This window comes from Sulfitobacter sp. THAF37 (genome assembly GCF_009363555.1).
GTDB lineage: Bacteria > Pseudomonadota > Alphaproteobacteria > Rhodobacterales > Rhodobacteraceae > Sulfitobacter.
In genome coordinates this window covers 2006280-2032481 of record NZ_CP045372.1, presented here as the reverse complement: position 1 = coordinate 2032481, position 26202 = coordinate 2006280, and the positions used below count along the sequence as shown (strand labels likewise).

25 protein-coding genes are annotated in these 26202 nt (G+C 63.2%); 9 read left to right on the top strand and 16 right to left on the bottom strand.

The annotated features are described in order from the left end of the window. Positions 1 to 58: 58 nt before the first annotated feature. The 7 genes from FIU94_RS09970 to FIU94_RS09940 form a co-directional block, all read right to left on the bottom strand. A complete protein-coding gene (locus tag FIU94_RS09970) occupies positions 59 to 379 on the bottom strand; it encodes a hypothetical protein (RefSeq protein WP_152465659.1) in 321 nt (106 codons plus the stop codon). Between the two features lie 137 nt (positions 380 to 516). Beyond that, a complete protein-coding gene (locus FIU94_RS09965; RefSeq protein ID WP_152465658.1) occupies positions 517 to 1170 on the bottom strand; it encodes a recombinase family protein in 654 nt (217 codons plus the stop codon). A 22-nt stretch (positions 1171 to 1192) separates the two neighbouring features. Further along, a complete protein-coding gene (locus FIU94_RS09960; RefSeq protein WP_172975883.1) occupies positions 1193 to 1942 on the bottom strand; it encodes an MBL fold metallo-hydrolase in 750 nt (249 codons plus the stop codon). Positions 1943 to 2233: 291 nt separating this feature from the next. After that, entirely contained in the window at positions 2234 to 3739 is a 1506-nt protein-coding gene (locus tag FIU94_RS09955) for a tripartite tricarboxylate transporter permease (RefSeq protein WP_152465656.1), read from the bottom strand. Between the two features lie 26 nt (positions 3740 to 3765). Further along, positions 3766 to 4215, bottom strand: coding sequence for a tripartite tricarboxylate transporter TctB family protein (locus tag FIU94_RS09950; RefSeq protein ID WP_152465655.1), 450 nt, complete (start codon positions 4213 to 4215; stop codon positions 3766 to 3768). An 8-nt stretch (positions 4216 to 4223) separates the two neighbouring features. Continuing rightward, positions 4224 to 5150, bottom strand: coding sequence for a tripartite tricarboxylate transporter substrate binding protein (locus FIU94_RS09945; protein WP_172975882.1), 927 nt, complete (start codon positions 5148 to 5150; stop codon positions 4224 to 4226). A gap of 119 nt (positions 5151 to 5269) precedes the next feature. Further along, positions 5270 to 6217, bottom strand: a complete 948-nt coding sequence (locus FIU94_RS09940) for a LysR family transcriptional regulator (RefSeq protein WP_152465653.1) — start codon at positions 6215 to 6217, stop codon at positions 5270 to 5272. Between the two features lie 113 nt (positions 6218 to 6330). On the opposite strand from FIU94_RS09940, the gene FIU94_RS09935 reads away from it, so the two are divergent. The 4 genes from FIU94_RS09935 to FIU94_RS09920 all read left to right on the top strand — a co-directional run bounded on the left by FIU94_RS09935 (position 6331) and on the right by FIU94_RS09920 (position 10946). Beyond that, positions 6331 to 7881, top strand: a complete 1551-nt coding sequence (locus tag FIU94_RS09935) for a class I adenylate-forming enzyme family protein (protein ID WP_152465652.1) — start codon at positions 6331 to 6333, stop codon at positions 7879 to 7881. After that, a complete protein-coding gene (locus FIU94_RS09930) occupies positions 7881 to 9104 on the top strand; it encodes an acyl-CoA dehydrogenase family protein (RefSeq protein WP_152465651.1) in 1224 nt (407 codons plus the stop codon). The genes FIU94_RS09935 and FIU94_RS09930 overlap by 1 nt, the downstream gene beginning before the upstream one ends. Then, the gene (locus FIU94_RS09925) at positions 9104 to 10237 is read left to right on the top strand and encodes a CaiB/BaiF CoA-transferase family protein (protein ID WP_152465650.1); all 1134 of its coding nucleotides are present in this window, start codon (positions 9104 to 9106) and stop codon (positions 10235 to 10237) included. The genes FIU94_RS09930 and FIU94_RS09925 overlap by 1 nt, the downstream gene beginning before the upstream one ends. 307 nt (positions 10238 to 10544) lie before the next feature. After that, entirely contained in the window at positions 10545 to 10946 is a 402-nt protein-coding gene (locus FIU94_RS09920) for a hypothetical protein (protein ID WP_152465649.1), read from the top strand. A gap of 809 nt (positions 10947 to 11755) precedes the next feature. Here the strand turns inward: FIU94_RS09920 and ptsP are convergent. The 5 genes from ptsP to FIU94_RS09895 all read right to left on the bottom strand — a co-directional run bounded on the left by ptsP (position 11756) and on the right by FIU94_RS09895 (position 17186). Beyond that, a complete protein-coding gene (gene ptsP / locus FIU94_RS09915; protein ID WP_152465648.1) occupies positions 11756 to 14002 on the bottom strand; it encodes a phosphoenolpyruvate--protein phosphotransferase in 2247 nt (748 codons plus the stop codon). Positions 14003 to 14170: 168 nt separating this feature from the next. Continuing rightward, entirely contained in the window at positions 14171 to 15409 is a 1239-nt protein-coding gene (locus FIU94_RS09910; RefSeq protein ID WP_152465647.1) for an aspartate kinase, read from the bottom strand. A 170-nt stretch (positions 15410 to 15579) separates the two neighbouring features. Continuing rightward, on the bottom strand, positions 15580 to 16224 hold the full coding sequence (locus tag FIU94_RS09905) for an SDR family oxidoreductase (protein WP_152465646.1): 645 nt from the start codon (positions 16222 to 16224) through the stop codon (positions 15580 to 15582). 11 nt (positions 16225 to 16235) lie between these two features. Next, positions 16236 to 16679, bottom strand: a complete 444-nt coding sequence (locus tag FIU94_RS09900; RefSeq protein ID WP_152465645.1) for a DUF1178 family protein — start codon at positions 16677 to 16679, stop codon at positions 16236 to 16238. 75 nt (positions 16680 to 16754) lie between these two features. Then, positions 16755 to 17186, bottom strand: a complete 432-nt coding sequence (locus FIU94_RS09895; RefSeq protein ID WP_152465644.1) for an NUDIX hydrolase — start codon at positions 17184 to 17186, stop codon at positions 16755 to 16757. 172 nt (positions 17187 to 17358) lie between these two features. Between FIU94_RS09895 and modA the strand changes: the two genes are divergently transcribed. Genes modA through modC form a run of 3 tightly spaced genes read left to right on the top strand, consistent with a single transcriptional unit; the run spans position 17359 to position 19849 of the window. Beyond that, positions 17359 to 18078: a molybdate ABC transporter substrate-binding protein gene (modA, locus tag FIU94_RS09890; RefSeq protein ID WP_152465643.1), complete on the top strand. Its 720-nt coding sequence runs from the start codon at positions 17359 to 17361 to the stop codon at positions 18076 to 18078. Next, positions 18075 to 18764 carry a molybdate ABC transporter permease subunit gene (gene modB, locus FIU94_RS09885; RefSeq protein WP_152465642.1) on the top strand — a complete coding sequence of 230 codons (690 nt, stop codon included), beginning with the start codon at positions 18075 to 18077 and terminating at the stop codon, positions 18762 to 18764. Before modA ends, modB begins: the two co-directional genes overlap by 4 nt. Next, the gene (modC, locus tag FIU94_RS09880; protein ID WP_152465641.1) at positions 18761 to 19849 is read left to right on the top strand and encodes a molybdenum ABC transporter ATP-binding protein; all 1089 of its coding nucleotides are present in this window, start codon (positions 18761 to 18763) and stop codon (positions 19847 to 19849) included. Before modB ends, modC begins: the two co-directional genes overlap by 4 nt. 24 nt (positions 19850 to 19873) lie before the next feature. Here modC and FIU94_RS09875 read toward each other — a convergent pair whose 3' ends face one another. After that, positions 19874 to 20641, bottom strand: coding sequence for an EcsC family protein (locus FIU94_RS09875; protein ID WP_152465640.1), 768 nt, complete (start codon positions 20639 to 20641; stop codon positions 19874 to 19876). A 45-nt stretch (positions 20642 to 20686) separates the two neighbouring features. Continuing rightward, a complete protein-coding gene (locus tag FIU94_RS09870; RefSeq protein WP_152465639.1) occupies positions 20687 to 21190 on the bottom strand; it encodes a GNAT family N-acetyltransferase in 504 nt (167 codons plus the stop codon). Positions 21191 to 21266: 76 nt separating this feature from the next. Here FIU94_RS09870 and FIU94_RS09865 point away from each other — a divergent pair, with 76 nt between their 5' ends. Further along, positions 21267 to 21872 (top strand): flavin reductase family protein, encoded by a 606-nt coding sequence (locus FIU94_RS09865; RefSeq protein WP_152467006.1) that lies wholly within the window; start codon positions 21267 to 21269, stop codon positions 21870 to 21872. 232 nt (positions 21873 to 22104) lie between these two features. Continuing rightward, positions 22105 to 23178, top strand: coding sequence for a ribosome small subunit-dependent GTPase A (gene rsgA, locus FIU94_RS09860; RefSeq protein WP_152465638.1), 1074 nt, complete (start codon positions 22105 to 22107; stop codon positions 23176 to 23178). 54 nt (positions 23179 to 23232) lie between these two features. Here rsgA and FIU94_RS09855 read toward each other — a convergent pair whose 3' ends face one another. Further along, positions 23233 to 24834: a SulP family inorganic anion transporter gene (locus FIU94_RS09855; RefSeq protein WP_152467005.1), complete on the bottom strand. Its 1602-nt coding sequence runs from the start codon at positions 24832 to 24834 to the stop codon at positions 23233 to 23235. 197 nt (positions 24835 to 25031) lie between these two features. Continuing rightward, positions 25032 to 26144 carry a glycosyltransferase family 2 protein gene (locus tag FIU94_RS09850; protein ID WP_152465637.1) on the bottom strand — a complete coding sequence of 371 codons (1113 nt, stop codon included), beginning with the start codon at positions 26142 to 26144 and terminating at the stop codon, positions 25032 to 25034. Positions 26145 to 26202 lie beyond the last annotated feature (58 nt).

The window sequence follows — 26202 nt, the reverse complement described above, 5'->3', positions numbered from 1 at the left end:
TAGTCCGCTCAGCTTGCGGTCATGGTAACATGTGCAGTTTGAAGCAAGGTGGGCTGGATCAATCGAACGAGCGCCCCGTCTGATCGAGAAACTTTTGCCAATCCTCTTTGGGATTGCCTTGTCGCTTCCGCTCAACTGCTAAGGCATGCTCTTTAAGCTCACCTGATAGGCTCTCAATGTACTTCTGCCGTAAGACATTCATTGGGATTGGCGTTGTTGCCTCAGCATCACCAAACTCACACAGGATCGAATTGTACTCAATTTCGTTTGTCCTAGGATTGAGCCGGTAACCGTTGGAGCCGATACAACCTACATCAGTCTGGGGCAGTGAGCCTGTAGGAAAGATTGCGAGCATGATCGTCATGGTCAGCATCTTCATAACTTCTTCCTACCCTCAAAATATGCTTGCGTCCTAGCACATTAACTGACGTTTGTGTCGGATGATTGTCACGCTCCACCAGTCAGGTTGGTGGGTCGATTGACCAGCGCCGACCTTCTCTACCTACCAGGTAGCGACTAGCTTCGACCTAAGGCATTCCGCACTGTCGATGGATGCCACGCGCCGCCTCTAGCAGTGGCCACGCCCAGCGCATTCAGCTCATCTGCGATAGCTTGCAGACTTGCGCCTGCTTCCTTGCGGGCACTGATCGTCGGCAATACTTTTTCGGCAAATGCATCTGCCTTAGCTCGTGCTGCCGCATTGCGCTCGGCAGTACCCTTCCGCAAGCCGCCGAGAACCTTGCCGCGCGCCCTTGCTTCTGCCAGTGCTGCCTTTGTCCGGCGACTGATAAACTCGCGTTCCTGCTCCGCTAGGGCCGCGTATATGTGCAGCTGAAACTTGTCGGCATACGGCATTGAAGCCACACGAAGGCTAAGGCGCTTATCTTCCAGCAGACCAGCGATGAACGCGACCGAACGACTGATCCGGTCAAGCTTTGCAACCAGAACTGCAGCGCCTTCTTGTCGGGCAAGTTGCATCGCCGCCTGTAGTTGAGGACGATCCGCCTTCGACCCGCTTTCAACGTCGGTGAACGTACCCAGCACCTCGAACGGTACTTCCGCATAGCTGTTGAGGAAAATCCGAATGTCGCGGTCCTGGGCTTCAAGACCCAGCCCGCTGTCACCCTGCCGCTTTGTCGATACTCGGCGATAGATCACGAATTTTTCCACGGCAGCCTCCATTTACAAATCTTCAACGTTCGATGAGGTAACGCGTTAGTTCTACGTTGCCGAAGGTCGGCCAATTATGGACGTTGATCACGATCTCCGCGTCGTCGGCGAACATCTCGACCGCCTTGTCGATGGTCCGCGCCCAAAGCCTTCCGTCCCGCATCTCGGCTCCGCGAGGGGGCAGAAGATTGTGAAACGTGCGGTTACAGACTTCGGCCATACAGAGCACACGATGATCGGGCAAATAGAAGGCGAATTCGGCGGGTGCCTCTGTCCCGCTGGCCATTAAGAACGTGAAGCGCACGCCGTCGATCACGCGTTCCTCGCCGGTTTCCGAGATATGCTCTGTCGGCGTCGCGAAGGTTGCGCGACCTCGTGCAAGAGTCTTGCCGACGCCGCCGTCGACCATCCCTTCGGGGCCAAACCGCAGCAAGCCGCCGAATTGGTAGATAGACCGCCGCAGCATCGGCACCTCCCCGAGGGCGCCTTCGGATGCGACGGCCTCCTCAAAGCCTTCAGGGACGTAAATGGGCGGTGGAGCAGAGGGGTCGGCAATGACGCCTTGAAGACCACCGTAGTGGTCCGCATGGGAATGCGTGACCAGGATGGCACTTACGGGGCGGTCGCCCAGATGATCGCACACCAGCTTGAGCGCTGCGGCCGACGTTTCCGCCACTGACAAAGGGGCGATAACAATCCAGCCGGTGTCGCCCCGGACAATCGTCATGTTGGCATAGTCGGCGGCCCTCACCTGCCAGACGCCGTCCGTCACTTCGAAAAGTCCTGAAATTGCGTTCAGCTGTGCAGGCGCCACAGGGACGGATTGACCGTGGCGGGACAGTCTTTTTGCAGGAAAGTCCAGTCGGCAATGTCCCATGACTTGGATCCGGTCCCGGTCTTGATCCCGCCCTCTGGCATCGCGGCTATGAAACCGCGGCGGGACGGTTCGAAATCAGCCTGATCACCAAGCGGGAGGCGCCTTGCAACGCCCGCGTTTTCCTTGCGCGTTTTCTCGTGCAGCGTCGCAGTAAACAAATCGGTTATTGTGCTGGTCTTTGGTCAGTCAGGTGTTTGCTGGCTTCCGCGCATGGGCGACGTGGCGCCAAACCGTCCGGGCCAACGCGAAGGCGGCCAGTCCGAAGATCACTAGGGCAATCGGGCGGTCGAATAGGTAGCTGATTTCCCCATCCGCCAGGATGACGGTCTGCCGAAAAGACAGCTCGAAACTCGGCCCAAGCACGAAACCGATGATGAAAGTCACGAAGGAGAAATCCAGCGCGCGCATCAGGTAGCCGATTAACGCGAAGCCCACGACCAGCGGCAGGCCGAAGGTGCCCGAGGTCAGGAAGGCGCCGGTCAGGCAGACAAGACCGATGGTGGGAAAGACGACCATGGCGGGGGCGCGGGCGGCCAGGGCAAAGGCCCTTAGGCCAAAATACCCCAGGATCAGGTTGGTGCCGTTGGCAATCACCATGGCCGCAAACATGGCATAGACCAGCCGCCCCTGGTCGGTCATCAGATGCGGTCCCGGCTGGATGCCGTGCACGATGAAGGCGCCAAGGATCAGCGCGGCCGCCACGTTGCCGGGAATGCCAAGCGAGAGCAGTGGAATGAAGTTCGCGCCGACGACGGAAGAGTTGGCTGCCTCGGTCGCGGCGACGCCTTCGATATTGCCCTTGCCGAACGACTTGGGGTCTTTGGAAGCGCGGATTGCCGCGTTGTAGCCGATGAAGGCCGCGGCGCTGGACCCGATGCCGGGTAAGGCGCCGATCCCGGTCCCGATGGTGGCCGAGCGCAGAATGGTGCGCAGGGTGCCCCGATATTCGGCCCAGCTAAGGCCCTTGTCCTCAGGCCGTTCAGAGCTGAGGGGCAGGTGGCTGTCTCCCGCCGCGCCGCGCAGCATGACCAGCTGGCGCAGCACCTCGGCCATGGCCAGCACACCGATGCCGACCGCGGAAATCGGCAGTCCGTCCATTAGGTCCGGCATGCCAAAGATGAACCGGCTGGTGCCGCCTTCGGGGTCTAGCCCGACGGTGGCCAGAAGCAGGCCGAGGAAAGCCGCGATCAGGCCTTTGAACATCGACCGGCCCACAAGGCTGGCGATGATCGTCAGGGCGAAGACGATAACGGACAGCATTTCGGTCGGGCCCATCTTGATGGCAATCAGGGCCAGCGGTGCAGAGACGGCGAAGAGGACAAAATCGGACAGCGTGTCGCCGGTCACCGACGAAAACAGCGCCATCTTCAGGGCCTTTAGTCCTTTACCCTGTTTGGCCAGCGGGTGGCCGTCAAAGGCGGTCGCGGCCGCTTCGGGCGTGCCGGGGGTGTTCATCAGGATGGCAGAGACAGAGCCGCCGACGGTGCCGCCCTTGTTGATTGACACAAGGAAGGCCAGCGCGCCCACGGGTGTGAAATAGTAGGTGAGCGGCACGGCGATGGCGATGGCAGTTAGCGCCGACAATCCAGGGATCGCCCCGAAGAACTGGCCGATGAAAACGCCCGAGACAATAAGGATTAGGGTCTGGGCGGTGAACGCGTCGGAGAAGGCAGTTATGACAATGTCTAGCATGGCTGCACCTGTTTTGGCGGGCCCGATCAGGGCAGCGGTATGCCCAGCAGGATTTCGAAAAAGCCCCAGAGAAGGAGCGGCGGGCACACGGCGGTGAGTAAGATCGCCCACCACGACCGCTGGCCCATGAAGATGGTCAGCGCGCCTGTGATGAAGACGCCACCGACAAGGTAACCGACCGTCAGCATCAGGGTGACTGTGACGGCGAACAGGGCCAGCACGATCACGGTCAGCAGCGTTGCTTTGGGGTTGATCGGAGCCGGGCTTGTGCGGTCCGGTTCCAGAAAAAGCCGATGCAGGCACATCATCGCACCAAGCGCTCCGATCGCGCCGACCGCGACGCGCGGCATCAGGTCCGGGGCAACGGTGACAAAATCATTGGGTTCGACCCAGGCCGGAATGCCCCAGAGCCAGATCACAAGGGCCAGCAGCGTTACGCCGGCCCCCACGAGTGCTTCGAAGATGCGCAAGGTCATCTGAGGTCTCAGTTGCCGGCTGCGGCGATCAGCTTTTCGTAAATCGCCGAAGAGTTCGCGACGTTTTCGCGCAGTTCGTCCGGGGTCAAGACCGTTGATGGGAAGCCCATCTTGCCTTCAACCATCGAGACTACGTCAGCGTTTTTCGCGCCGCTCGAGAAGGCGTCGTACAATTTCTGGAACACGTCTTCGGGAATGCCTTTGGGCGCGAAGAACAGGAAGTAGGTGTCGTCGCCGATATCGTAACCCGATTCCTTGAAGGTCGGTACGTCAGACGAGCCGACCAGACGATCGTTGCCAGCCGCGACAAGCACTTTTACATCTTCGCCGAACCGCTGGTGGATACCGGCGCTCCAGCCCATGTCAATGTGGCCACCCATCACGTCCTTCATGATTTCCGCGCCGCCCTTGGTCGGGACGATCTTCATTTCGTAACCGTCCTGCGCGGCAACGTAACCCATCATCAGGTTCACAGCCGGGGACGACGACCCGAACGAGATCTTCTGTCCACCCTTGCCGGCAGCGACAACATCTTCCCACGTGTTAAAGGGCGAGTCCTTGCCCGCCACGACGGCGTTCTGAAGCTTTGCTGCCGAGGTCAGGTAATCAAAGGTATCCGCGTCGTATTTGACACTGTCCGAGGCCAGCGGCGCGTAGGAAAACGTCGATGTCACGGCCATGCCGATGGTGTAGCCATCGGGTTCGGCGGTCATCAGCTTCGTCGCGGCGACGACGCCGCCACCACCCGGGACGTTTTCGATCACGACAGGCTGGCCAAGTGCTGCCTCGGCCTCTTTGCCGATCAGCCGGGCCAGGGTGTCGGTGCCGCCGCCTGCGCCGAATCCGACAAGAACGGTCACGGGTTTTTCGGGGAAATCTGCGAATGCCGGGGTGGCCACAAGGCCAAGGGTCAGCGCGGTTGCGACACGGCGCATTGCGCCTGAGAATTTCAATTGGGTCATTTCTTGCCTCCTCCTTGCAAGTGGCCTTCACGGTAAAACAGGCTTTCGGCAATACCAAAATACAGGTTCAACATGCCAGCTATACATTGACACTATAGCCAGCTGTCGTCGTGTAAGGCGACGTCGCTGGCAGGCCACCGGCCATCCATGACGACCTCACGCAAGACTTCAACAAGAATGCGCCGAACAGCGCGCACCGCGTCCGTCATCGGCCGATTTCGCGGCCAAGTGAGCGAAATGGTGCGCTTTGCTTCCGGCTCGACAATCTTCCAGGCGGCCAGGACGTTCATGTCCCACCGACTGCCGAGCAACGCCCAGTTCATGATGGCATACCCAAGACCGGCCTCCAGCAATGAATACAGCACATGCAAACCGGTGATCTCGAAAGTTGTATTCAGACGCACCCCCTGTGACGCGGCAAGCTCCTCGATAGCCCGGCGAAGAACGACACGTTTGTGGGTCTGAATGAGAGGATAGTCGGGCATGCTGCTCAGAGGCACCTCGCCGATGCGAGGTGATTTTCCGTCCCACTTTCCAACGAGGTATAGGTTCTCCTGAAATAGAGTGACGGACTCGAGGTTGGGCAGGTCGGCTGCATTGGGCACCAGCCCCAGGTCTCCGCGACCGGAGGACATGATGTCGCCGCTCTCAAAGCTCAGGCCTTCGACGATGCGAAGGTTCACCCGCGGCAGTTCGCGCGCAACGCGTTCATACATCGGAGCGGAGAGCAGATAAGCGGCGGTCAGCGGCAACGCGACCATGACTTCTCCGCTAGGGCTGTCTTGACCGCCGCTTACATCCGCGGTGGCAGCCTCCAGTTGTCTTAGGATCGCTTCGGCGTGCTGGCCAAGCCGGATACCTGCCGAGGTGGGCGTAACCCCCTTGTTCGTACGTTCAAAGAGTTTCACGCCAAGTTCTGCCTCAAGGGCAGCGATATGCCCCGAAAGCGCTGGCTGGGCCACGTTCAACCGTCTTGATGCGGCGGAAAATCCACCCTCCCGCAGGACGGCTTCGAAATACTGAAGTTGCCTTGAATTCATAACCTCTCTCCTCTCGCGATATCAAAACCGTATAGAGGCCAGACGCAAACTGTTTTTCGGTAATAGCCAGAGCCGGGGATAGTTTGCCCTGAGACATATTCGGGAGGAGACCGATGAATTTGGGACGAGTCGTGCAGCGTTCTGCACGTTATTGGCCGAATGCCAAGGCTGCGGTGGACAAGACCCGGCGGCTGAACTTTGCACAGCTTGATGCAGAAACCAGCCGTCTGGCGACCGGCCTGATGGCCGCGGGGTTCCCGGCGGGAACACATGTCGCGATGCAGGCGCCGAACTGCGTCGAGATCCTGGCCACCGAAATCGCCTGCTACAGGGGTGCCTTCGTGAAGGTCCCGGTGAACGCGCGCCTGTCTGCCGAGGAATCCGTGCATGTCATCAACGACAGCCACGCCGAAGTGGTCATCGCTGGACCGAAGCACGCCGCCGATTTGGCCGAGCGTCGGGACCAGATGCCGCGCCTGAAAAAGATCGTGGCGATCTCGGGCGATGCGGGAGATGTCCTCTACTCCGACATTCTAGAGCTTGGCAAAACCGGGTTTGAAAGTCTGGAAACACAGGACAGCGATCTTGCCGTTTTGCACTATACGTCAGGGTCCTCGGGTGTCCTGAAGGCTGCGATGCAAAGCTATGGCAACCGGGCCGCGCTGCTGCGCAAACAGCTTGTCCGGCCCGGTGGCGACGGCGGCATTGGCACGACTATGGGGCATGTCGGACCGATCACCCATGCCTCTGGCATGTCGATTCTGCCGACGCTCTACATGGGCGGATGCAATGTCCTGTTCGACCGGTTCGACATCTCGGAGTTCCTGGCAACGATCGAAAAAGAACGGATCAACCGCGTGTTCCTTGTCCCCACGATGGTGTCGCGCATCCTCGCCTCGGGGGAGGTTCCGAAGCATGACCTGTCGAGCCTGACCAGCGTTATCTATGGTGCGGCGCCCATGGCCCCATCTGTCGTCGCCGAAGCAATGGAGACCTTTGGCCCCATCTTGTCGCAAGGTTATGGAGCAGGCGAGACGACCTCGACCATCACCGTGCTGACCGCTCAGGATCATGTCGATGCGCTGGCTGGGGATCGCAGCCGACTTGCCAGCTGCGGCCGCAGCTATTTCGACAACGATGTCCGCATCCTGCGCGAAGACGGCAGCGAATGCGAGCTGGGCGAAGCGGGCGAAATCGTCGTGCGCGGCCCCGATATCATGCAGGGCTACTGGGGCGCGCCGGAGCTGTCGGAAGAGGTGCTCAAGGACGGCGCGTACCACACCGGCGACGTCGCGACACAGGACGACGAGGGCTATATGTTCATCGTCGACCGCAAGAAGGACATGATCATTTCCGGCGGTTTCAACGTTTATCCGTCCGAGGTTGAAAAGGTTCTCTATAGCCATCCCGCCGTCTTCGAAGTCGCTGTGGTCGGCGTGCCGGATCGCGAATGGGGCGAGGCCGTGAAGGCCGTGGTCGTCACCAAGGACGGCGCGGACGTTTCTGGGGACGTTCTTGAAACCTTCTGCCGCGAAAACCTGCCTGGCTTCAAACGTCCGCGCAGTTTCGACTTCACGCAGGAACTTCCCCGAAATCCCAATGGCAAGATCGTCCGGCGCAAGGTGCGCGATGCCTATTGGGCGGATGCTGAAAGGAAAGTGTGATGGCTGATACCGTGCAAACCGACGCTGACGACAAAGCCCGCGCCCGCGCGCTCAGCGATTTTCGCGGCGGCGATGCGGCCCGTGCCGCGGCCGAACCGCTTATCGATTTCCTGACAGGCGAGATCGCCGATTTCGAGCGTGAGAATGGCATCGACTGGGATACGCCGGTCGATCACGACACCCTGCGCCGCGTGTGGAAGATGTCCGCCGAGCGGGGCTTTTATTCCTACCTGTTGCCCAAGGACCTGGGCGGTCAGGGCCTTTCCGTCGCCGACATCTGCGCCGTGCGCGAGGCGGCGCTCATGACCGGCTCGGTGCTGGCCTCCCATGTGCTGGGCGATCTGTCCGGCCCGCCGCGCGTCGGGCATCTGTTCAAACAGGCCAGCCCGCATCAGGTCGACACCTTTCTCAAGCCGATCCAGACCGCCGATCTTGCCGTCTGTTTCGCGCTGACCGAAGCCGGGGCGGGCTCCGACGCGGCCTCGATCAAGACGCGGGCCGAAAAGACGGCGGATGGTTATCGTCTGAACGGCGTCAAACGTTTCATCTCTGGCGGCAGTTTTGCCGATGTGGCCATTGTGCTGGCTGTCACCGACGCCGAGGCCGGGCCACGCGGTATCTCTGCCTTCTTCATCGACCTGCACTCTGAGGGCGCGTCGAAGCGGGTGGATTACGAGGTCTTGTCCGGCAAAGGGGCTCATGCTGATCTGGTCTTCGAGGACGTGATTGTCCCGGAGGCGAACCTGATCGGAGAGGAAGGCACGGGCTTCCGCCTTGGCATGGCCCGGATTTCGGTCAACCGGCTGCTGCATTGTTCGACCATGATGGGCTTCGCCCGGCTGGCGCTGGACCTGTCCATTGAACGCGCCGGAGGACGCCAGCAATTCGGTCGCCCGATCGGCAGCTTTCAGGCGATCCAGCACATGCTGGCGGACATGGCGACGGACCTGTATGCCGGGCGGTCGATGATGTTCGACGCGGCGCGGCGCCTCGATGCGGGGCATGACATCCGTGCCGAGGCCTCGATGTGCAAACTCTTCTGCGCCGAGAACGGGTTCCGCATCGCGGACCGGGCGATGCAGGTACATGGCGGCGTCGGTCTGCTCAAAGGCGGCCCGATAGAGTACATCTTCCGCAACCTGCGCACCTTCCGGATCGTGACAGGCACGTCGGAGATTCAGAAGAACACGGTCGCCAAGGCGCTGCTGGACCGGGCCGGCTGATGCCCGGATTTCCCAAACCCCTCGTGGGGAAGCGGGTGCTCGACCTCTCGCTTCTCTATCCCGGTCCCGCCACGGCCGCCACGCTGCGCACCTTCGGCGCCGAGGTGACCAAGATCGAACCGCCGACCGGTGACCCGACGGAACGGCTGTTCCCCGAGACCTACCGGCTGCTTAATCGCGGCAAGACGGTCATGAGGCTCGACCTCAAGTCCGAGGACGGCAAGGCCGACCTGGCCCGTCATGTCGCCGATGCGGATGTCATGATCGAAAGTTTCCGCCCTGGGGTGCTGGCCCGTCTGGGGCTCGGCGCCGATTGGCTGCACCGGATCCAGCCCCGGCTCGTGATCGTGTCGATCAGTGGCTACGGCGCGACGGGTCCGTATCGTCACCAGCCCGCCCATGACCTCTCGGTCCTGGGAGTCGCCGGATATTTCGCCCTTCCCTCCGAACTGGATCCCAAGGTGGTCCGACCCAATATCAGGCTGGCCGACGCGCTGACGGTGAATGCCGCCAGCCTCGCTGCGTTCGCCGCCATTGTCGAAGCCGACCGCACCGGTCAAGGCCAAGTCGTTGACACTTCGATTTTCGACGCGACCGCAGCAGCCTGCCTGACGATGTCCCTGTCGCGCACGGCCCCGGACAGCTCCCCGGAAGATCAAAGGCAAGTCATGGCAGATAGCGCCATTTACACGTGCCGAGATGGAAGACGAATGGCAATCGCGACCCTAGAAGATCACTATTGGGCGGAGTTCGTTCGGCTGGCCACCCCACATGACCATGATTTGCGGTCTGCGCGCTACGCGTCGCGCGAAGGCAGAGATGCTGACAAAACACGTCTTGCGGAACTTCTCGCCGACCTTTTCGCCAGCCGCGACAGAGAGGACTGGATCCTTATCTTTGCATCAGGTCGCGTTCCTGTGGTTCCTGTATGGGAGGGAAGCGAAGCATTAGATGACGATCATTTGACCCGGCGGGGCGCGATAGCCCAGTGGGTCGAGGACGATACCACATTCCGCTATCCCAGTTTTCCGGCCGTCTTTAATGGTGTGCGGGATCAAGATGCGGCAGACAATGAACCTGAACGGAAGTTGTGTATCCAGGCGGCGAACGATGGGACTGTATTTTCAAAATAGCGATCATCAGAGCGCGACCATGCGTGCTTTGAGCTAAGCCGGCGTTGAAACCTTTTGCAGCGAAGGGCCGCAATCCGCCCATTTTGACCCACCGTCGGTCGCAGCTAAGCCATCCCATTTGCATTTGCTGAGCCGAAATCGAAGTCACGTGGCGTTCCTTCAAGCCCAACCGCACCCCCCGTAGACTTCCGACGAAGGACCAGCGCAGTTCTGATAATCCTATCCGCGGCCGCCCTTCCACCCCAGATTCCCACCTCCGGTAATACGATCCGACATTCAAAGCTCCAGACGATAACGGAGCTTCGAAATGTACCATCATCCGCTCACCGGCCCCCACCCCATCGTATTGCAGATGGAGGGCATCACACCCGACCAACTTGCGAAGTATCGCGCGCACGCGGAACGGACCGCGGAGAACTACCCTCAGGTGGATCATAGCCGGACACCGCTGAACTTCCGCATCATCGGTGAAGAAGATTGGCTTGAGAATGCGCTCGACGAGATCGAAGGTATTCGGCTGGAAAATTTCGAGAAAGAATTCGATGTCTTGAAGACAGCCAATCGCAAGAACGCTCTTGAGACCCGGCGCACCTTGCTGCAAATCCGTGTACACTGGTTCGATTCCGGTACTCGCCTCCATTACTTCTTAATCACAGGCATAGCGGCTGAACGGTCGGGTGTGACACAAAGTGGGACACACACCCTATGATGTTGTCATCCTGTCTAAGTCTCTCACGGCATGGCGTTTTCCATTTTCGCTGGTCCCTCGCGGCCTCTGAGAGCGGAAAGCCTAGTTCCGCCAGGGTGGTTCTCCGAACCAAATGCCCGGATCGCATTGGTGAGCCTTTGAGCTTTGGGGCCCGCTTGATCGTTACGTCACCGTCACGCCGCCAAACATTCAAGAACGGGTCGGCTCGGATCCGGGCTCATGGCCCGGTATTGCCAGGTGCGGCGACGTAATCAGCTGACATGTCTGGCGGTGAAGAACCGAACAAGGCGGCTGATCGCCAAACTGCCGCCCCAAGTGAACCCGTGCGCCGCTGTTCTGCGCTTTGGCCTGCCGGGCATCCGGTTTTCGCGCTCAGGTTGGCACATCGGTTTGACCCGGGGCTCCCTTAGGGGGTCGGACCTGTCTTGCTTTCATAGCTTTGCGGATCGTCAGCACTCGGGTCGGGTGTGGTGGTCATCAGCCTGCCCCATCTCGCCGCGCAATGGGTGGCAACCCGCTTGACCGGTTCGATGCCATGCCGTCTCAGGCGGGGCTGAAATCCCCCATGATTGTCCATGGCCCAAATATTCACAACCATCCCGTCGCCTTCTGGATAAGGTTGATGGAATGTTCCTTTTTGGACAGCACGTAACGGGATTCAGCGTAAAAAATCGTGAAGAAACTCGCATATGGTCAATCCCGGTTCCCGCGATTCCGGCAAGGCGACTACCAATTCTGGGGATAAATCCATAGCCAAACCCCGGCCCGCCGATGGCCGTGCCGAACAGGCTGACGGGCCAAGCCCGCGTTCACTGGGAATGTTGCGCCCGGATGTACTCCATCACGGCGGGACGCACCGACATGTCCCCCTGCTCGCGCGATTTCTCGATCACCTCGCGCACCTCGTCGAGGTTGCAGCGGCGGATCAGGCTTTTCACCGGACCGATGGAAGCCGGCCGCATAGAAAGGCAGCGCAAACCGATCGCGGCAAAACACACCGCCTCGACCGGCCGTCCAGCATCTTCGCCGCAAAAGGAAACGGCGGTGCCGGTTTCCTTGCACCGTTCCACAATGCCCTGGAGAAAGGTCAAAAAGCTGTGGTTCAGCGTGTCGTAACGGCGGCGGACCAATTCGTTCTCGCGGTCGGCGGCAAAGAAAAACTGCTTGAGGTCATTGCCCCCAATCGACAGAAACTCCACCTCTTCGAAGAATTTCCTGGGGGCGAAGGCGAGACTGGGGGTTTCCAGCATCGCGCCGACCTCGATCTTCGATGGCAGAACATGGCCCAACCGCTCTTCCCGCGCCAGTGTCTTGTCCATCTCCGCACGGGCGGCGCGGAATTCCTCGAATTGCGCGACAAAGGGAAACATCACCGTCAGAGGCCGCCCGTTGGCCGCACGGATCAGCGCCTGCAACTGCATCCGCATCACCCCCGGCTTGTCCAGACCCACCCGGATTGCGCGCCAGCCCAAGGCCGGGTTCGGCTCATCGTTCGGCTTCATGTAGGGCAGTACCTTGTCCGACCCGATATCGAGGGTCCGAAACACCACCCGCCTGCCCTGCGCCGCATCCAGCACCCGTGAATAAAGCGCCGCAAGCTCCATCCGCTTGGGCATCTGGTTGCGCACCAGAAACTGCAGTTCGGTCCGGAACAACCCCACGCCCTCCGCCCCCGACGAGGTGAGCGAGGGCAGATCCGCCATCAGCCCGGCGTTCATGTGCAGCGCAACCGTGGCGCCGCATTTGGCCTGTGCCGGCAGATCAAGGATCGACGCATATCTTTCCTGCGCTGCGGCCTGCATCGCAATCTTGTCGCGAAAGGCCGAGGCCACGCTTTCATCGGGACGCAGATGCACCACGCCCTGTTCGCCGTCCACCATGATATGGTCGCCATTCAACGCGTCGTTCGTGATCTGGTTGGCATGAACAACCAGCGGAATGGCCAGCGCCCGCGCCACGATCGCCGCATGCGACCCGACGGAACCGTTTTCCAGCACGATGCCGCGCAGCGACCGCCCGTAGTCCAGCAATTCCCCCGGCCCGATGTTGCGCGCCACGAGAATCGGATCCGGCGGCATCTCGGCGCCGGTGTTATTGCCCTGGCCGGTCAGGATGCGCAGCAGCCGGTTCGACAGGTCGTCCAGGTCGCTGAGCCGCTCGCGCAGGTAGGCGTCGGTGGACTGGCCCATGCGGGCGCGGGCCAGCGACTGTTCCTTTTCCACAGCCGCCTCCGCGGACAGGCCGCTCTGGATGCTCTCGCACATGCGCCGCATCCAGCCCTTGGAATTGGCGAACATCCGGTAGGCTTCCAACACCTGTGCCTGGTCCTTGTCGCCGCCCGCCATTGCCAGCATCTGGTCGACCCCCACGCGCAGCTGCTCCACCGCGTCGTTCAGCCGCTCTTCTTCCAGCGCCGGATCGTCGGCAATGGGGTTCGACACCACCACGCGCGGCTCATGCAGCCACACGTGCCCCTCGGCCACCCCTTCCTGTGCCACGGTCCCGCGAAACAGAACCGGCTGGGAATGGCGCGCCGACATTGCCGCGCCCTCGCCGACAAAGGCGCCCAGCTCGGTCATTTCCGCCAGCACCATCGCGACGACCTCCAGCGCATAAACCTCGTCCGCCGAGAATTCGCGCGCCACCTTGGACTGCACCACCAGCACACCCAGAGTCTCACCCAGGCGCTGGATCGGCACGCCGAGGAAGCTGGAATATATTTCCTCGCCCGTCTCGGGCATGAAACGGAAACCTGGGGCCTGTGGCGCATCGGGCGTGTTGATCACCCGTTTACGTTTGGCCACACGGCCCACCAGCCCTTCCCCCATACGCATCCGCGTCTCGTGCACCGCCTCGGCCTTCAGCCCTTCGGTGGCACAAAGCTCAAGCGTGTCCTCATCCCTGAACAGGTAGATCGAGCAGACTTCGCAGCCCATGGAGGTGGCAATGAGATGGGTGATCTTGTTCAGCCGCGCCTGACCGGCATCGTCCGACGCCATGGCATCGCGCAGGCGTCCCAGCAGCTTGCGGCTTTCGGTTTCAAAACGCTCTGCCATCGCTGTGCGCCCCCTGTTCCTCCTTCGGCTTAGAGCATACACAACGCAAAACGGAAAGTACCTGACTGACCACTCTGACGTGTAGCGGGGGCAGGACGCAGGTTGGAACGGGGCCGCCGCCCATTTTCAGGGCACCCGGATCAGGCGGGGCGGCTACGTCCCGAACGCTCAGGCCGCCTTGTCCAGTTCAAAGGCGTCGTGCAGGGCCTGCACCGCAAGTTCCATGTACTTGCGGTCAATCAGGACAGAGATCTTGATCTCCGATGTGGTGATGACCTTGATGTTGATGCCTTCGTCACGCAGCACCTGGAACATCTTGGCCGCGACGCCGGTGTGGCTGCGCATGCCGATGCCCACAACCGACACCTTGGCCACATCCTCGTCGGCGATCAGCTCCTGAAAGTTGATGACACCGCTGTCCTTGGCCCCGGCGATGGCACGCTCGGCGCGTTTGACCTGATCCACAGGGCAGGACCATGTCATGTCCGTGCGCCCCTCTTCGGCGATGTTCTGCACGATCATGTCCACATTGACCCCCGCATCGCTGAGCGCGGTAAAGATCGAGGCGGCGATGCCCGGCCGGTCCGCGACCGACACCATCGTCATCTTCGCCTCATCGCGCGAAAAAGCGACCCCGGCAACCACATTGCTTTCCATGATTTCCTCCTCATCGCAAACGAGCGTTCCCGCCTCGTCGGATTGTTCCTCGAAACTCGACAGCACCCGCAGCTTGACCTTGTAGCGCATGGCCAGCTCCACCGACCGAGTCTGCAGAACCTTGGCCCCGAGCGACGCCAGCTCCAGCATCTCCTCGAAAGCGATCCGGTCGAGCTTGCGCGCCTTGGACGACACCCGCGGGTCGGTGGTATAGACCCCGTCGACATCCGTATAGATATCGCAGCGTTCCGCCTCGAAAGCGGCGGCGAATGCGACCGCCGTGGTGTCCGACCCGCCCCGGCCCAGGGTGGTGATGCGGCCCTCCGGGCTCACGCCCTGAAAGCCCGCAACCACGGCCACCCGCATGCCTTCATCGAACTTGGCACGGATATTGGCGGGCGGTATTTCCTCGATCCGGGCGGCGGAATGGGCCGACGTGGTGCGCACAGGCACCTGCCAGCCCTGCCAGGACCGCGCCGGGACATCCATCTCCTGCAGGGTCAGCGCCATCAGACCCGCGGTCACATTCTCACCGCTGGACACCACCGCATCGTATTCGCGCGCATCAAAAAGCGGCGAGGTCTCGTTCACCCAACCGACCAGCTCGTTGGTCTTGCCCGACATGGCCGAGACGATGACGATCACATCATAGCCCTTTGCCACCTCGACGCCCACGCGCTTGGCCGCGCGCCGGATCCGGTCCAGCGTCGCCACCGACGTCCCGCCGAATTTCATCACCAAAACAGGCATAACACTCCCGCCCTTCAATCCCGGCGGGGTTTACGCCCAAGCGCGACCCGCCGCAAGCCTGCGCCCTGCTTCATTGTTCCAAAAATACACCGGAGCGCGAGGCAGCGCCTCGCACCGATTTCGGGCACCGAAATCCATGAATCGCATGCGGCGCAGCCGCGCCGCTCTGCTCAGAACGGGTGGGCGAGCCCGTCCCATGTCTCGAAACAACCCGTGGTCTCAAGGCTCAGCGCGGCAAAACGCTGCGCCAACCCATGCACCGCTTCCTCGGCCGTGATCTCGGCCGTCGGGCCGCCCATGTCGGTCTGCACCCAGCCGGGGTGATAGATGCCCACCGCAATCGCCTCCGCCTTGAGGTCCGCGGCCAGGTTGCGGCCAAGGTTCACCGCCGCCGCCTTGGACGCACGGTAGATATAGCTGCCCCCCGGCGCGCGCGTGGAAGACCCCATCTGCGAGGCGATGATCGCCACCTTGGCGCCCCGCGCACGGCGCAGATTCGGCAGCAACGCCTGTACCGTCAGGAACACCCCCGTCACGTTCGTCGCAAAGGTCTGCGCCCAGAGGTCGGCGCCATAACCCGTCTCCGGATCCGCCCCCTTGTCGAGATAGACCCCCGCATTGCAGATCAGCAGGTCGATTGCCGTCTCGCCCAGGGCCCGCGCCATGGCCGCGTGGCTTTCCGGGCGGGTCACGTCCAACTCGATCCGCACGGCGCCCGACCGCCCGGTGCCGATCACCTCTTCCCCCCGGTCCCGATAATGTGCGGCAAGACCCGCGCCGATGCCCCGGTTGGCACCCGTAATGAGAATCGTCATGCCCCGGCCCTTCAGCTGAGTTTTCGTTTCGGTCGGAACGGCAGGGGCACCAGCGGCACACCGTCTTCGATCAGGCTGCGCGCCTGGTCCAGCCGCGCCTCGCCGTAGATCGAGCGTTCAGGCTTCTCCCCCAGGTGCATGGCGCGCGCTTCATGGGCGAACCGGTCGCCGACATACTCCGAATGCGCCTCGACCTTGCGGCGCAACTCGGCCAGCGCCTGCTGTACCTCGGACGACGGCGTGCCAAGCATGGGGGCCGTGTCAGGCGCGGTTTCGTCCTTTTGCGCCCCCGCCTTGGCCAGCCGCGGCGCCATCACCGCCTTGGACACCTCATGGCTGCCGCATTCCACGCAGACGACCTGCCGCGCCGCGACCAGCTTGTCGAATGCCGCAGCCGACTGGAACCAGCTGTCAAAGCTGTGCCCGGCCTCGCATTTCAGGGTGTAGCTGATCATCGTCGCGTCAAATATCCTTGTATCGTTTTTCCGGCTGGCGTGCTGTGCAGCAGATGGGACCGCGCACCGCCTGCGTCAAGAAGCATCTTTCTGGCCCGGCGTCCGGCGCGGATCGAAATCGAGAATCAGTCGCGACAGTTCCGGCTCGACCAACAGGCGCGCGGCCTTCTTGCGCGACATCCACTTGCGCCTGCGTTGCGCACTTTCGGGGTACTGTTCGGACAGGGACGTCACCTGTACCGGGTACAGCATCGCGAGACAGGGCACATCAAGGGCATCGCCGATCTCCTTGGCGTAGGTATAGACCCCGAGGCACCGGTCGTCGGCCCGACCGATCACGCCCGCTTCCTCCCAGGCTTCCTGTAGCGCGGCGGCAGCCGGGGTCCGGGCATCCATCGGCCAGCCCTTGGGCACGATCCATCGTTTCGACCCGCGTGACGTGACCAGCAACACCTCCACCTTTCCGCGCCGCACCCGATAGCAAAGCGCCGCGAATTGTGTTCGCATCTCATCCTTGCGCGCACCATGCAGCGAGATGGGCAATTGCCTGATCTTCTGTATCTTCAAGGTGTCCTGCCAAAGCGTGCTGCCTTGGTCTCAGTATAGGGCTTCAGGCGACAAACACCACCGACAATGGGAGGACTTGTGCCTTGCGAATCCTTCCCCGATAGTGCGCCGGATGATACGGCTGATCCCCTTTTTCTGTCTTGCCCTGACCTTCGCCGGCCCCGCCCTGGCCGAACGGATCACGGTTTTCGCCGCCGCCTCGCTGCGGGGCGTGCTGGAAGAGGTCGCAGACCTGTCCGACGACGGGGTCGCGCTGTCCTACGGCGGGTCCGGCACCATGGCGCGCCAGACCGCCGCAGGGGCCCCCGTGGACGTGATCGTGCTGGCCAGTCCGCTGTGGATGACCTGGCTGGCCGAACAGGGTGTCGACGGCGCCGCAGACGCGGTGAGCGTGGCACGCAACACACTGGTGGTGGTCGGCGCGCCGGGCGCTGCCCCCCTTTCGGGCGCCGAAGACCTGCTGCCGCGGTTGCAGGGGCGGCGCCTGGCCATGGGCCAGCGCGACGCGGTTCCGGCGGGGGCCTATGCCCAGACATGGTTGCGCGCGGTGAACCGGTGGGACGCGCTGCAGGCCCATCTTGCCGAAACCGACAACGTGCGCGCCGCGCTGGCGCTCGTGGCCCGGGGCGAGGCGCCGCTGGGCGTGGTCTATGCCACCGACGCGGCTGCGGAACCTCGGGTTTCGGTGCTTTATCAGGTGGACGAGGCGCTCTCCGGCCCGATCACCTACCCGGCAGCGGCGCTGCGCCCTGACGGACGGCCTTTCCTGCGTGTTCTGCAAAGCCCCGAGGCACGCGCCGTCTTCGCCCGTCACGGGTTCCGCGCCCCGTGACTGTGGATGCCGCCGCATGGGACGCGCTGCGGCTGTCGCTCTGGGTGGCCTGCTGGGCCACGCTGCTGGCCCTGCCGCTTGCGCTCTGGGTGGCGTGGCTTCTGGCGCGCCGGGACTTTCGGGGCAAGTCGGCGCTGAACGCATTGGTCCACCTGCCGCTGGTGCTGCCCCCGGTGGTGACGGGCTATCTGCTGTTGATCGCCTTCGGACGGACCGGGGCGGTTGGCCGGATGCTCGATGCCATCGGTCTCACGCTTGCGTTTCACTGGACCGGGGCGGTGCTGGCGGCCATCGTCATGGGGTTTCCGCTGATGGTGCGGGCCATGCGCCTCGCGATCGAGGCGGTCGACCCCCGCATAGAACAGGCCGCCGCCACGCTGGGCGCGCCGCGTCACGCGATCTTTGCCCGCGTCACCCTGCCGCTGATCCTGCCCGGCATCCTGGCCGGGTCTGTCATGGGCTTTGCCAAGGCCATGGGCGAATTCGGCGCGACGATCACCTTTGTCGCCAATATTCCCGGCCAGACCCAGACCCTGCCCAGCGCCATCTGGACCGCCCTTCAGGTTCCCGGTGGCGAAAGCCAGGCGGTGGCGATGGTCCTCATGGCCTGTGTCGTGGCCCTGGGCGCTGTCGTCCTGTCCGAGGCGCTGGCCCGGCGCGTGGCGGCCCGGATCGCGGGGCCATGAGCCTCGACATTCATATCCGCCACCGCTTCGCGGATTTCGCGCTGGATGTTGCGTGCAAGGCCGGTCCCGGCATCACCGCGCTGTTCGGACGCTCCGGCGCAGGCAAGAGCACGGTGATCAACGCGGTTGCGGGTCTGCTGCGCCCTGACGCCGGACACGTCGAGATCGCGGGCGCGCGGCTGTTCCATTCAGATGCGGGGGTCTTTGTTCCCCCCGCCGCGCGGCGGCTTGGCGTGGTGTTCCAGGACGCACGCCTGTTTCCGCATCTGGACACCCGCGCCAACCTGCTCTTCGGTGTGCGGTACCGGCCTGCTGGTGCGACGGGCGCGGATTTCGACGACGTGATCGAGTTGCTTGGCCTGTCGGACCTGCTGCACCGCGCGCCCGCCACCCTGTCGGGGGGCGAGAAACAGCGCGTCGCCCTGGGCCGCGCCCTTCTGAGCCATCCGCGCATGCTGCTGATGGACGAACCGCTGGCGAGCCTCGACGGTCCGCGCAAGCAAGAGATCCTGCCCTATCTGGAACGGCTGCGCGACGGGCCGCTGAAGCTGCCGATCCTCTACGTCAGCCACGCGGTGGACGAGATCGCCCGACTGGCGGATACATTGGTACTGCTTCAGGACGGTCGGGTCCGGGCGCAGGGGCCGCTCTACGACGTCCTGGCCGATCCGGCGGCGGTGCCGCTGCTGGGCGTTCGCGAGGCCGGTGCCGTGATTGAAGCCGAAGTCATGGCCCACGCGGATGACGGGCTGTCCAGCCTGCGGATGGACGCAGGCACGCTGGAACTGCCCGGCGTGCAGGCCCCCGTCGGCGCACAGGTGCGCCTGCGGGTGCTGGCACAGGACGTGATCCTGTCACGCGGCCGGCCAGAGGGGTTGTCATCCGTCAATGTCCTGCCGGTGGTGATCGACAGCATCCACCCCGGCGATGGCCCCGGCGCGGCGATCGGGCTGCGCGCGGGGCGCGACCGGCTGCTGGCGCGGGTCACGGCCCGCGCGGTGCGGGAGATGAACCTGGCCCCGGGCATGCCGTGCTTTGCAATCCTCAAGGCGACGACGGTGGCCCCCGGCAGCATCGGGCGCTAGGGGTGGGACCCTAGGCTCTGGACCCTAGGTCCTGACCGCCGGGCCCGTCATCCGCGCCTCCAGCCGTTTGAGAAGTTCGGCCTGGGGCACGTCGGCGTCGATGGCCAGCTTGCGCAGGCCAAAATGCACATGGGCGATTTCCTGGTAGTAGCTGGTGTAGGCGTAATTGGTCGCCGCCCCCGCGACGGCCCCGAGCACCGGCACGGTCTGGGCCGCGAGTTTCTGGCCCAGCACGATGGCCAGCCGGGGGGCCACGCGGTGGATCACCGCCTGCATCGCCTTGCCCGTCAGGGTCATCCGCGCGGCGAGAAAGCCCAGGTCGGCTCCGTCGTCGCCCGTCAAAGGCCCCGCGGCGGCAAAGACCTGCACGCAGTCGAACTGCACGTTCTCCGCCTGCGGGTCAAAGCCATGTTCCACCGCGACGCCCTGGATCACCCGCAAGAGCAGCGTGGTCGTCACCGGCAGTTCCGCCAGGGCCGTGGGCAGACCGCCCGCCCCGCCTGCCGCGCCCATGGCGGCGGAGACCGCCTGGTTCAGCCAGCTTTTCTGGTCGCGCACCATGCCACGGCTGGAATTGGCCGCGCGCATCGCCTGCTGAAGGGCCGCAACCGTGGCGCGTTCGAGATTGGCGCGCATCGCCCCCGGCAGACGGTCCAGCAGATTCTCGGCACTGCCACCGATCAGGTTCAGCACGTTCATGCCCAGTCCGTTGGCGGCACGATACCGCTTTGCGAGCCGGTCCAGTTCAGCGTCGACGTCTATTTTCGCGGGCAGGCTGGTGTTGATATCCATGCGCGTTCCTCCATCACGTCAATGTGGGGGGCTAGATATCCCATTTCAATCCGCCCAGCGCAGCACGTCGCCGACAACCCCGTCCCAGGCGCCGGGAACCAGCGCGCGGCCCAGGACCCTTTCGGGGTTGGTGGGGGGCGGCATCACCACGGTATCGAGCCGGGTAAACCCGAAGCGCCCGTAATAGGGGGCATCGCCCACCAGCAACACCCGGGTCCATCCCAAAGGTGCGGCCAGCGCCAGGCTGTCCTCGATCAGATCGCGGCCCAGGCCCTCGCCCTGCCGGGTGGGGTGCACGGCCACCGGTCCCAGCAGCAGCGCGTCCACCGGATCAACGTCCACCGGACCCACGCGCACCGGCCAATACCGGATCGCCCCCGCCAGAACGCCGCCCGCGTCACGCGCCACCCGGCACAGACCGGTGACCGGTGGCACGCCATCGCGCAGACGGTAAGAGGACAGCGCCTCTCGACCAGGCGCGAAACAGGTGTCGTACAGGGCTTCGACCTCCCAGTGGTCTTGCGCTGTTTCGGGGGCGAATTTGTACAAGGGCGTTTCCCGGTTTGCGGTGGCATTGCCCCTAGCATGGCGCTAGCCATAGGGGCAAACAATCATGGAGACACCGATGTTCTACCGCCCCCAAGACGGCCACGGCCTGCCTCACAACCCGTTCAACGCCCTGATCACGCCCCGCCCGATCGGATGGATTTCGTCCCGGGGCAAGGACGGCACCGACAACATCGCGCCCTATTCCTTCTTCAACGGCGCGGCCTATTCTCCGCCACAGGTGATGTTTTCATCCACCGGAACCAAAGAGGACGCGGGCAACACCAAGGACAATGTCGCCAACATCCGCGAAACCGGGGTATTCTGCGTCAACGTGGTGGGGGTGGCGGACCGGGACGCGATGAACGCCACCTCCGAGATGCTGCCGCGCGAGGTGGACGAATTCGCCCATGCCGGCATCGAGAAGGCAGAATGCCAGACCATCGCCTGCCCCCGCGTGGCCCACGCCCCCGCCGCCTTGGAATGCAGGATGACACAGATCGTCGATCTGGTCGGCAAGAACAACTTTGTCGTGCTGGGCGAGGTCATCGGCATTCACCTGCGCGACGATTGCCTGGTGGACGGCAAGTTCGAAAGCGCGACCTACATCCCGCTCAGCCGCATGGGGTATCGCGAATATACTGCCGTGCGCGAGGTCTTTGAACTCGCCCGGCCCGATGACTGACCACCGCAGGGGGCGTTTCGTTCCCGCTTGATCGGTGATCGGATCGGTTCTATCCTCTGATCAGCAAGAATGGAGATTTCATGTCCCGGTAATGTGGGGCGGCAGCGCGCCACCCCTATGCACATTGTGACCGCAACAGCCTGCCGCCCCGCGCGCGGGTAAGTGCTGATGTGCTGAAAGCCATGAAAATTACCAACCGGCGCCTGCCGGTGCGACATGAAAGATCACAGCGATGACACGGGACTATTCCCAATTTTTCGGGGCTGGCAGTGCCGGCCTTCCCAAACAAGAACTCTCGCCCCTCGTCCGGCTGGGCTGGCAAAGCGTCTTTGCCCAGCAGACCGACGTCGATGAACTGGCAGCCACACCGCCCTGCCGGGTGGTGGAGGTTCACCGCTCTGGCTTGCGGGTGGCCGGTGACGGCTTTGCAACCGAGATCCCACCGGGCCCGGAGGCGACCGTGGGCGACTGGTTGCTCTTTAACCCGGATCAGCCACAGCGCAGCAGGGTTCTGGACCGCAAGAGCCTGCTCAAACGGCGCGCGGCGGGCCATGAGCGCAAGGAACAGCTGATCGGTGCCAATATCGACACCGCATTCATCGTGACCTCCTGCAATGCCGATTTCAACCTGGCGCAGCTCGAACGCTATGTGGCTCTGTCGATGGAGACGCAGATCACGCCTGTGATCCTGCTGACCAAGGCGGATCTCAGCGATGATCCGGCCCCCTACCTTGCCGACGCGCGCAGCATTTCCGACCGGATCACGGTGCTGGCGCTGGATGCACGGGGGGATGAGGCGCGCAGCGCGCTGGCACCCTGGTGCAAGCCAGGACAGATCATCGCTTTCCTGGGCTCGTCCGGGGTGGGCAAATCCACGCTCACCAATGCCCTGTCAGAGACAGCACAGGCCGCGACCCAAAGCATCCGCGAAGACGATGCGCGGGGGCGGCATACCACCTCGCACCGGCAGTTGCACATCACCGGTACGGGCTGTGCCGTGCTGGACACGCCGGGGATGCGCGAGTTGCAGCTGACCGATGCCTCGACCGGGCTGGAGGAGACCTTTGCCGATCTTGCCGCGCTGGCGGCATCCTGCAGGTTCAACGATTGCGCGCATGACACGGAACCGGGCTGTGCCGTGCAAGCGGGACTTGAAACCGGCGCGATCGACAGGGACCGACTGACGCGGTGGCGCAAGCTACTGGCGGAAGAGGCGTTCAATTCGGCCACACTGGCCCAACGGCGGGCCAAGGACCGCGCCTTTGGCAAGATGGTGCGCGGCATCGTGAAAGAGAACCGCAAGTAGCCGGTGGCGGACGGAAGATCCGGTGTCTTCCGTCCGCGTCACCCGGTTGACGGTTCAGTGCCCGCCCAGAATGCCCGTGCGGACCTGGTAATTCACCGCAAGCTGATATTCGGGGTCATCGTCGCTGTCCACGACGAGGTGCCCCGCCTTGGTCAGCAACCGGTGACAGTCGCGGCTGAGATGGCGCAGTTCAAGCACCTTGCCCGCGGCCTCGTATTTCGCGGCCATCGCTTCGATTGCCTGAAGGGCGGACTGGTCCACGACGCGGCTGTCGGCAAAATCCACGATCACGCGGGACGGGTCGTTCGCCACGTCGAAGAGTTCTGAAAACCCTTCGGCAGAGCCGAAGAACAACGGCCCCTGAACCTGATAGACCTTGGCACCTTCCGGGGTGCCGTAGGTTTTCGCATGGATGCGACGGGCATTGTTCCAGGCATAGGCCAGCGCGCTGACGATCACACCGACCACAACGGCGACCGCAAGGTCTTCGTAGACCGTGACCACCGTGACCAGCAGGATCACGAAGGCATCCATCAGCGGCACCTTGCGCAGTATGCCGAAAGAGTTCCAGGCAAAGGTCCCGATCACCACCATGAACATCACCCCCACCAGCGCGGCCAGCGGGATCTGTTCGATCAGCGGCGCGCCGACCAAGATGAAAAGCAGCAGGAAAACCGCGGCAGCGATACCCGCGACCCGCGTGCGTCCGCCGGATTTCACGTTGATCATGGACTGGCCGATCATGGCGCAGCCGCCCATGCCGCCAAAGAAGCCGGTGACGGTATTCGCGACGCCCTGGGCGATACACTCCTGGCTCGCACCGCCCCGTGTGCCGGTCATGTCCCCGACAAGGTTGAGGGTGAGCAGGGATTCGATCAGCCCGATGGCGGCGAGGATCACGGCATAAGGGGCGATGATATAAAGCGTTTCCAGCGTAAGGGGCGCCAGCGCCGTGCCGTACAGGCCCACGCCCTCGCCAAAGGGGTTGTGGAAGGCGGGAAAGCTGCCTTCGATGGAGGCGAGATCACCGACCCGCGGCACGTTCATGCCGGTGGCGATGACCAGCACCGCGATGATGCCGATGCCCGCCAGCGGCGCCGGGATCAGGCGGGTCACTTTCGGCGTCAGCCAGATGATCGCCATGGTCGCCGCCACCAGCGCCAGCATCAGATAGAGCGGCTGGCCCGACAGCCATTCGCCGCCGCCCATGCCGTGCCCGGTGTCGACCATCGTGCCGGGCACCTTGAACTGGCTGAGCTGCGCAAGGAAGATCACGATCGCCAGCCCGTTGACAAAGCCCAGCATCACCGGATGCGGCACCAGCCGGATGAACTTGCCCCATTGCATGACGCCCGCGAAGATCTGGATCGCCCCCATCAGGACCACGGTGGCAAAGAGGTATTCGACCCCGTGCTGGGCCACCAGCGCGACCATGACCACCGCCAGCGCGCCCGTCGCACCCGAAATCATGCCCGGCCGCCCCCCGATCAGCGCGGTGATCAGCCCCACGAGGAATGCCGCATACAGCCCCACCAGCGGATGCACCCCCGCGACAAAGGCAAATGCGACGGCCTCGGGCACCAGCGCCAATGCGACGGTCAGGCCCGACAGAAGTTCGATGCGCAGCCGCCCGGGAGAGAAACCTTCGCCCGGCATCCAACGCAGATCGGTGACATCAAGGTTCTTTGTGAAGGCGTGAAGCGTGGCGCGCACGGTGAGGCATCCTTTGCAGGGGCGTTGGAAAAGTGGCCCGGCATGGCAGGCCGTGTTGGCGCCCCCCTAATGGAGAATGTCCGGAATGGAAAGGCGGGATCGCCCGATGTGTCCCGGCGCCGTCCGTCTGTTGCGGTGTTTCAGCGCGTGCTGCGCTTGCCTTGCGCCGATCCGGCGCTGTTCACGGCACGGGTCACGCGTTCCCATTCGGGGAGCCACCGGGCAAGGTCCTCATTATCGAGGGTCAGCGCCTTGTCAAAGGCGGCCCGGCTGAGGTCGATTGACCCGCCCAGCCCCAAGGCGTCGATGTCGCGGCGGGGATCAATGCTGTAATCCTCGACAAGTGCGAGTGTTCGTAATCGTGCCAGATGGTCCGCCGGGACCACCTTCAGCATCTGGTGCATGTTCCAGGCATGCTTGGGCGAATTTTCCAGTTTGCGCATATGCACGATCTGCTTGGCGCGGTGGCTGTCGCGCGCCGCCTTCTTGGTGAACTGATGATGCCCCCCGGTGGCAGCGGCGCGCAGCAGCTTGGACGACCAATGAAAAGCGGTAAGTCCGTCGAAATGCAGCAGGCGCATGCGCTGCACGGCCCAGCCGCGCAGTTTCAGGCGGCGGTGGCTGGCGGGGCGGCGCGGCGTGTGGATGCCCGGTACCATCGGCTGACCCGTGCGCATGAAGCTTTTGCCATGGGGATACCCCAGCACGCCCTGGCGCAGGAACCGCATGGCCTTGCCGAACAGAAACGGGGCCTGGCCCCAGTTCGGCGGCGTGGGCTGGCGGAACACGCCATCGAAAAGGCCCTCCTGCGGCTGACCCTCGACAAAGGCGCGCTCGCGCGGTTCCACCACGAGAAAGTCGATCTCGCGCGGCTGCGCCAGCAGGATGTCCCTGATCGGGACGTCAGAATGCAGGAATTCATCGGCGTCAAAATGCGCCAGCCAGGACAGTTTCGTGTCCTTGTAGGCCTCAAACGCGTTGACCAGCTGCCGGTATTCCACGATGTCCGGGCGCGGCTTGTTCAGGGTTTGCCGCCAATACTTGTGCGTGCAGACTGTCACGATGACCTGGGGGATTTCTGCCAGCAGGGATTCGAGCTGCGGTTGCGGCTGATCGAGGAAGATACGCACCTCCGCCGCGCCCAGCGCCACGTAATGCGCGGCCCAGGCGACGACCAGTTGGGTCGGTTCACGACAGGTACACACGACGCCCCAATCGGAACGCGCATCATCGTCAGCGGGGGCGTAAAACATGCATCTACCTCGGGTCCGCCCGTTTTGCCCGGAACGGCTTGCCTTTCAGCTGTTAAAC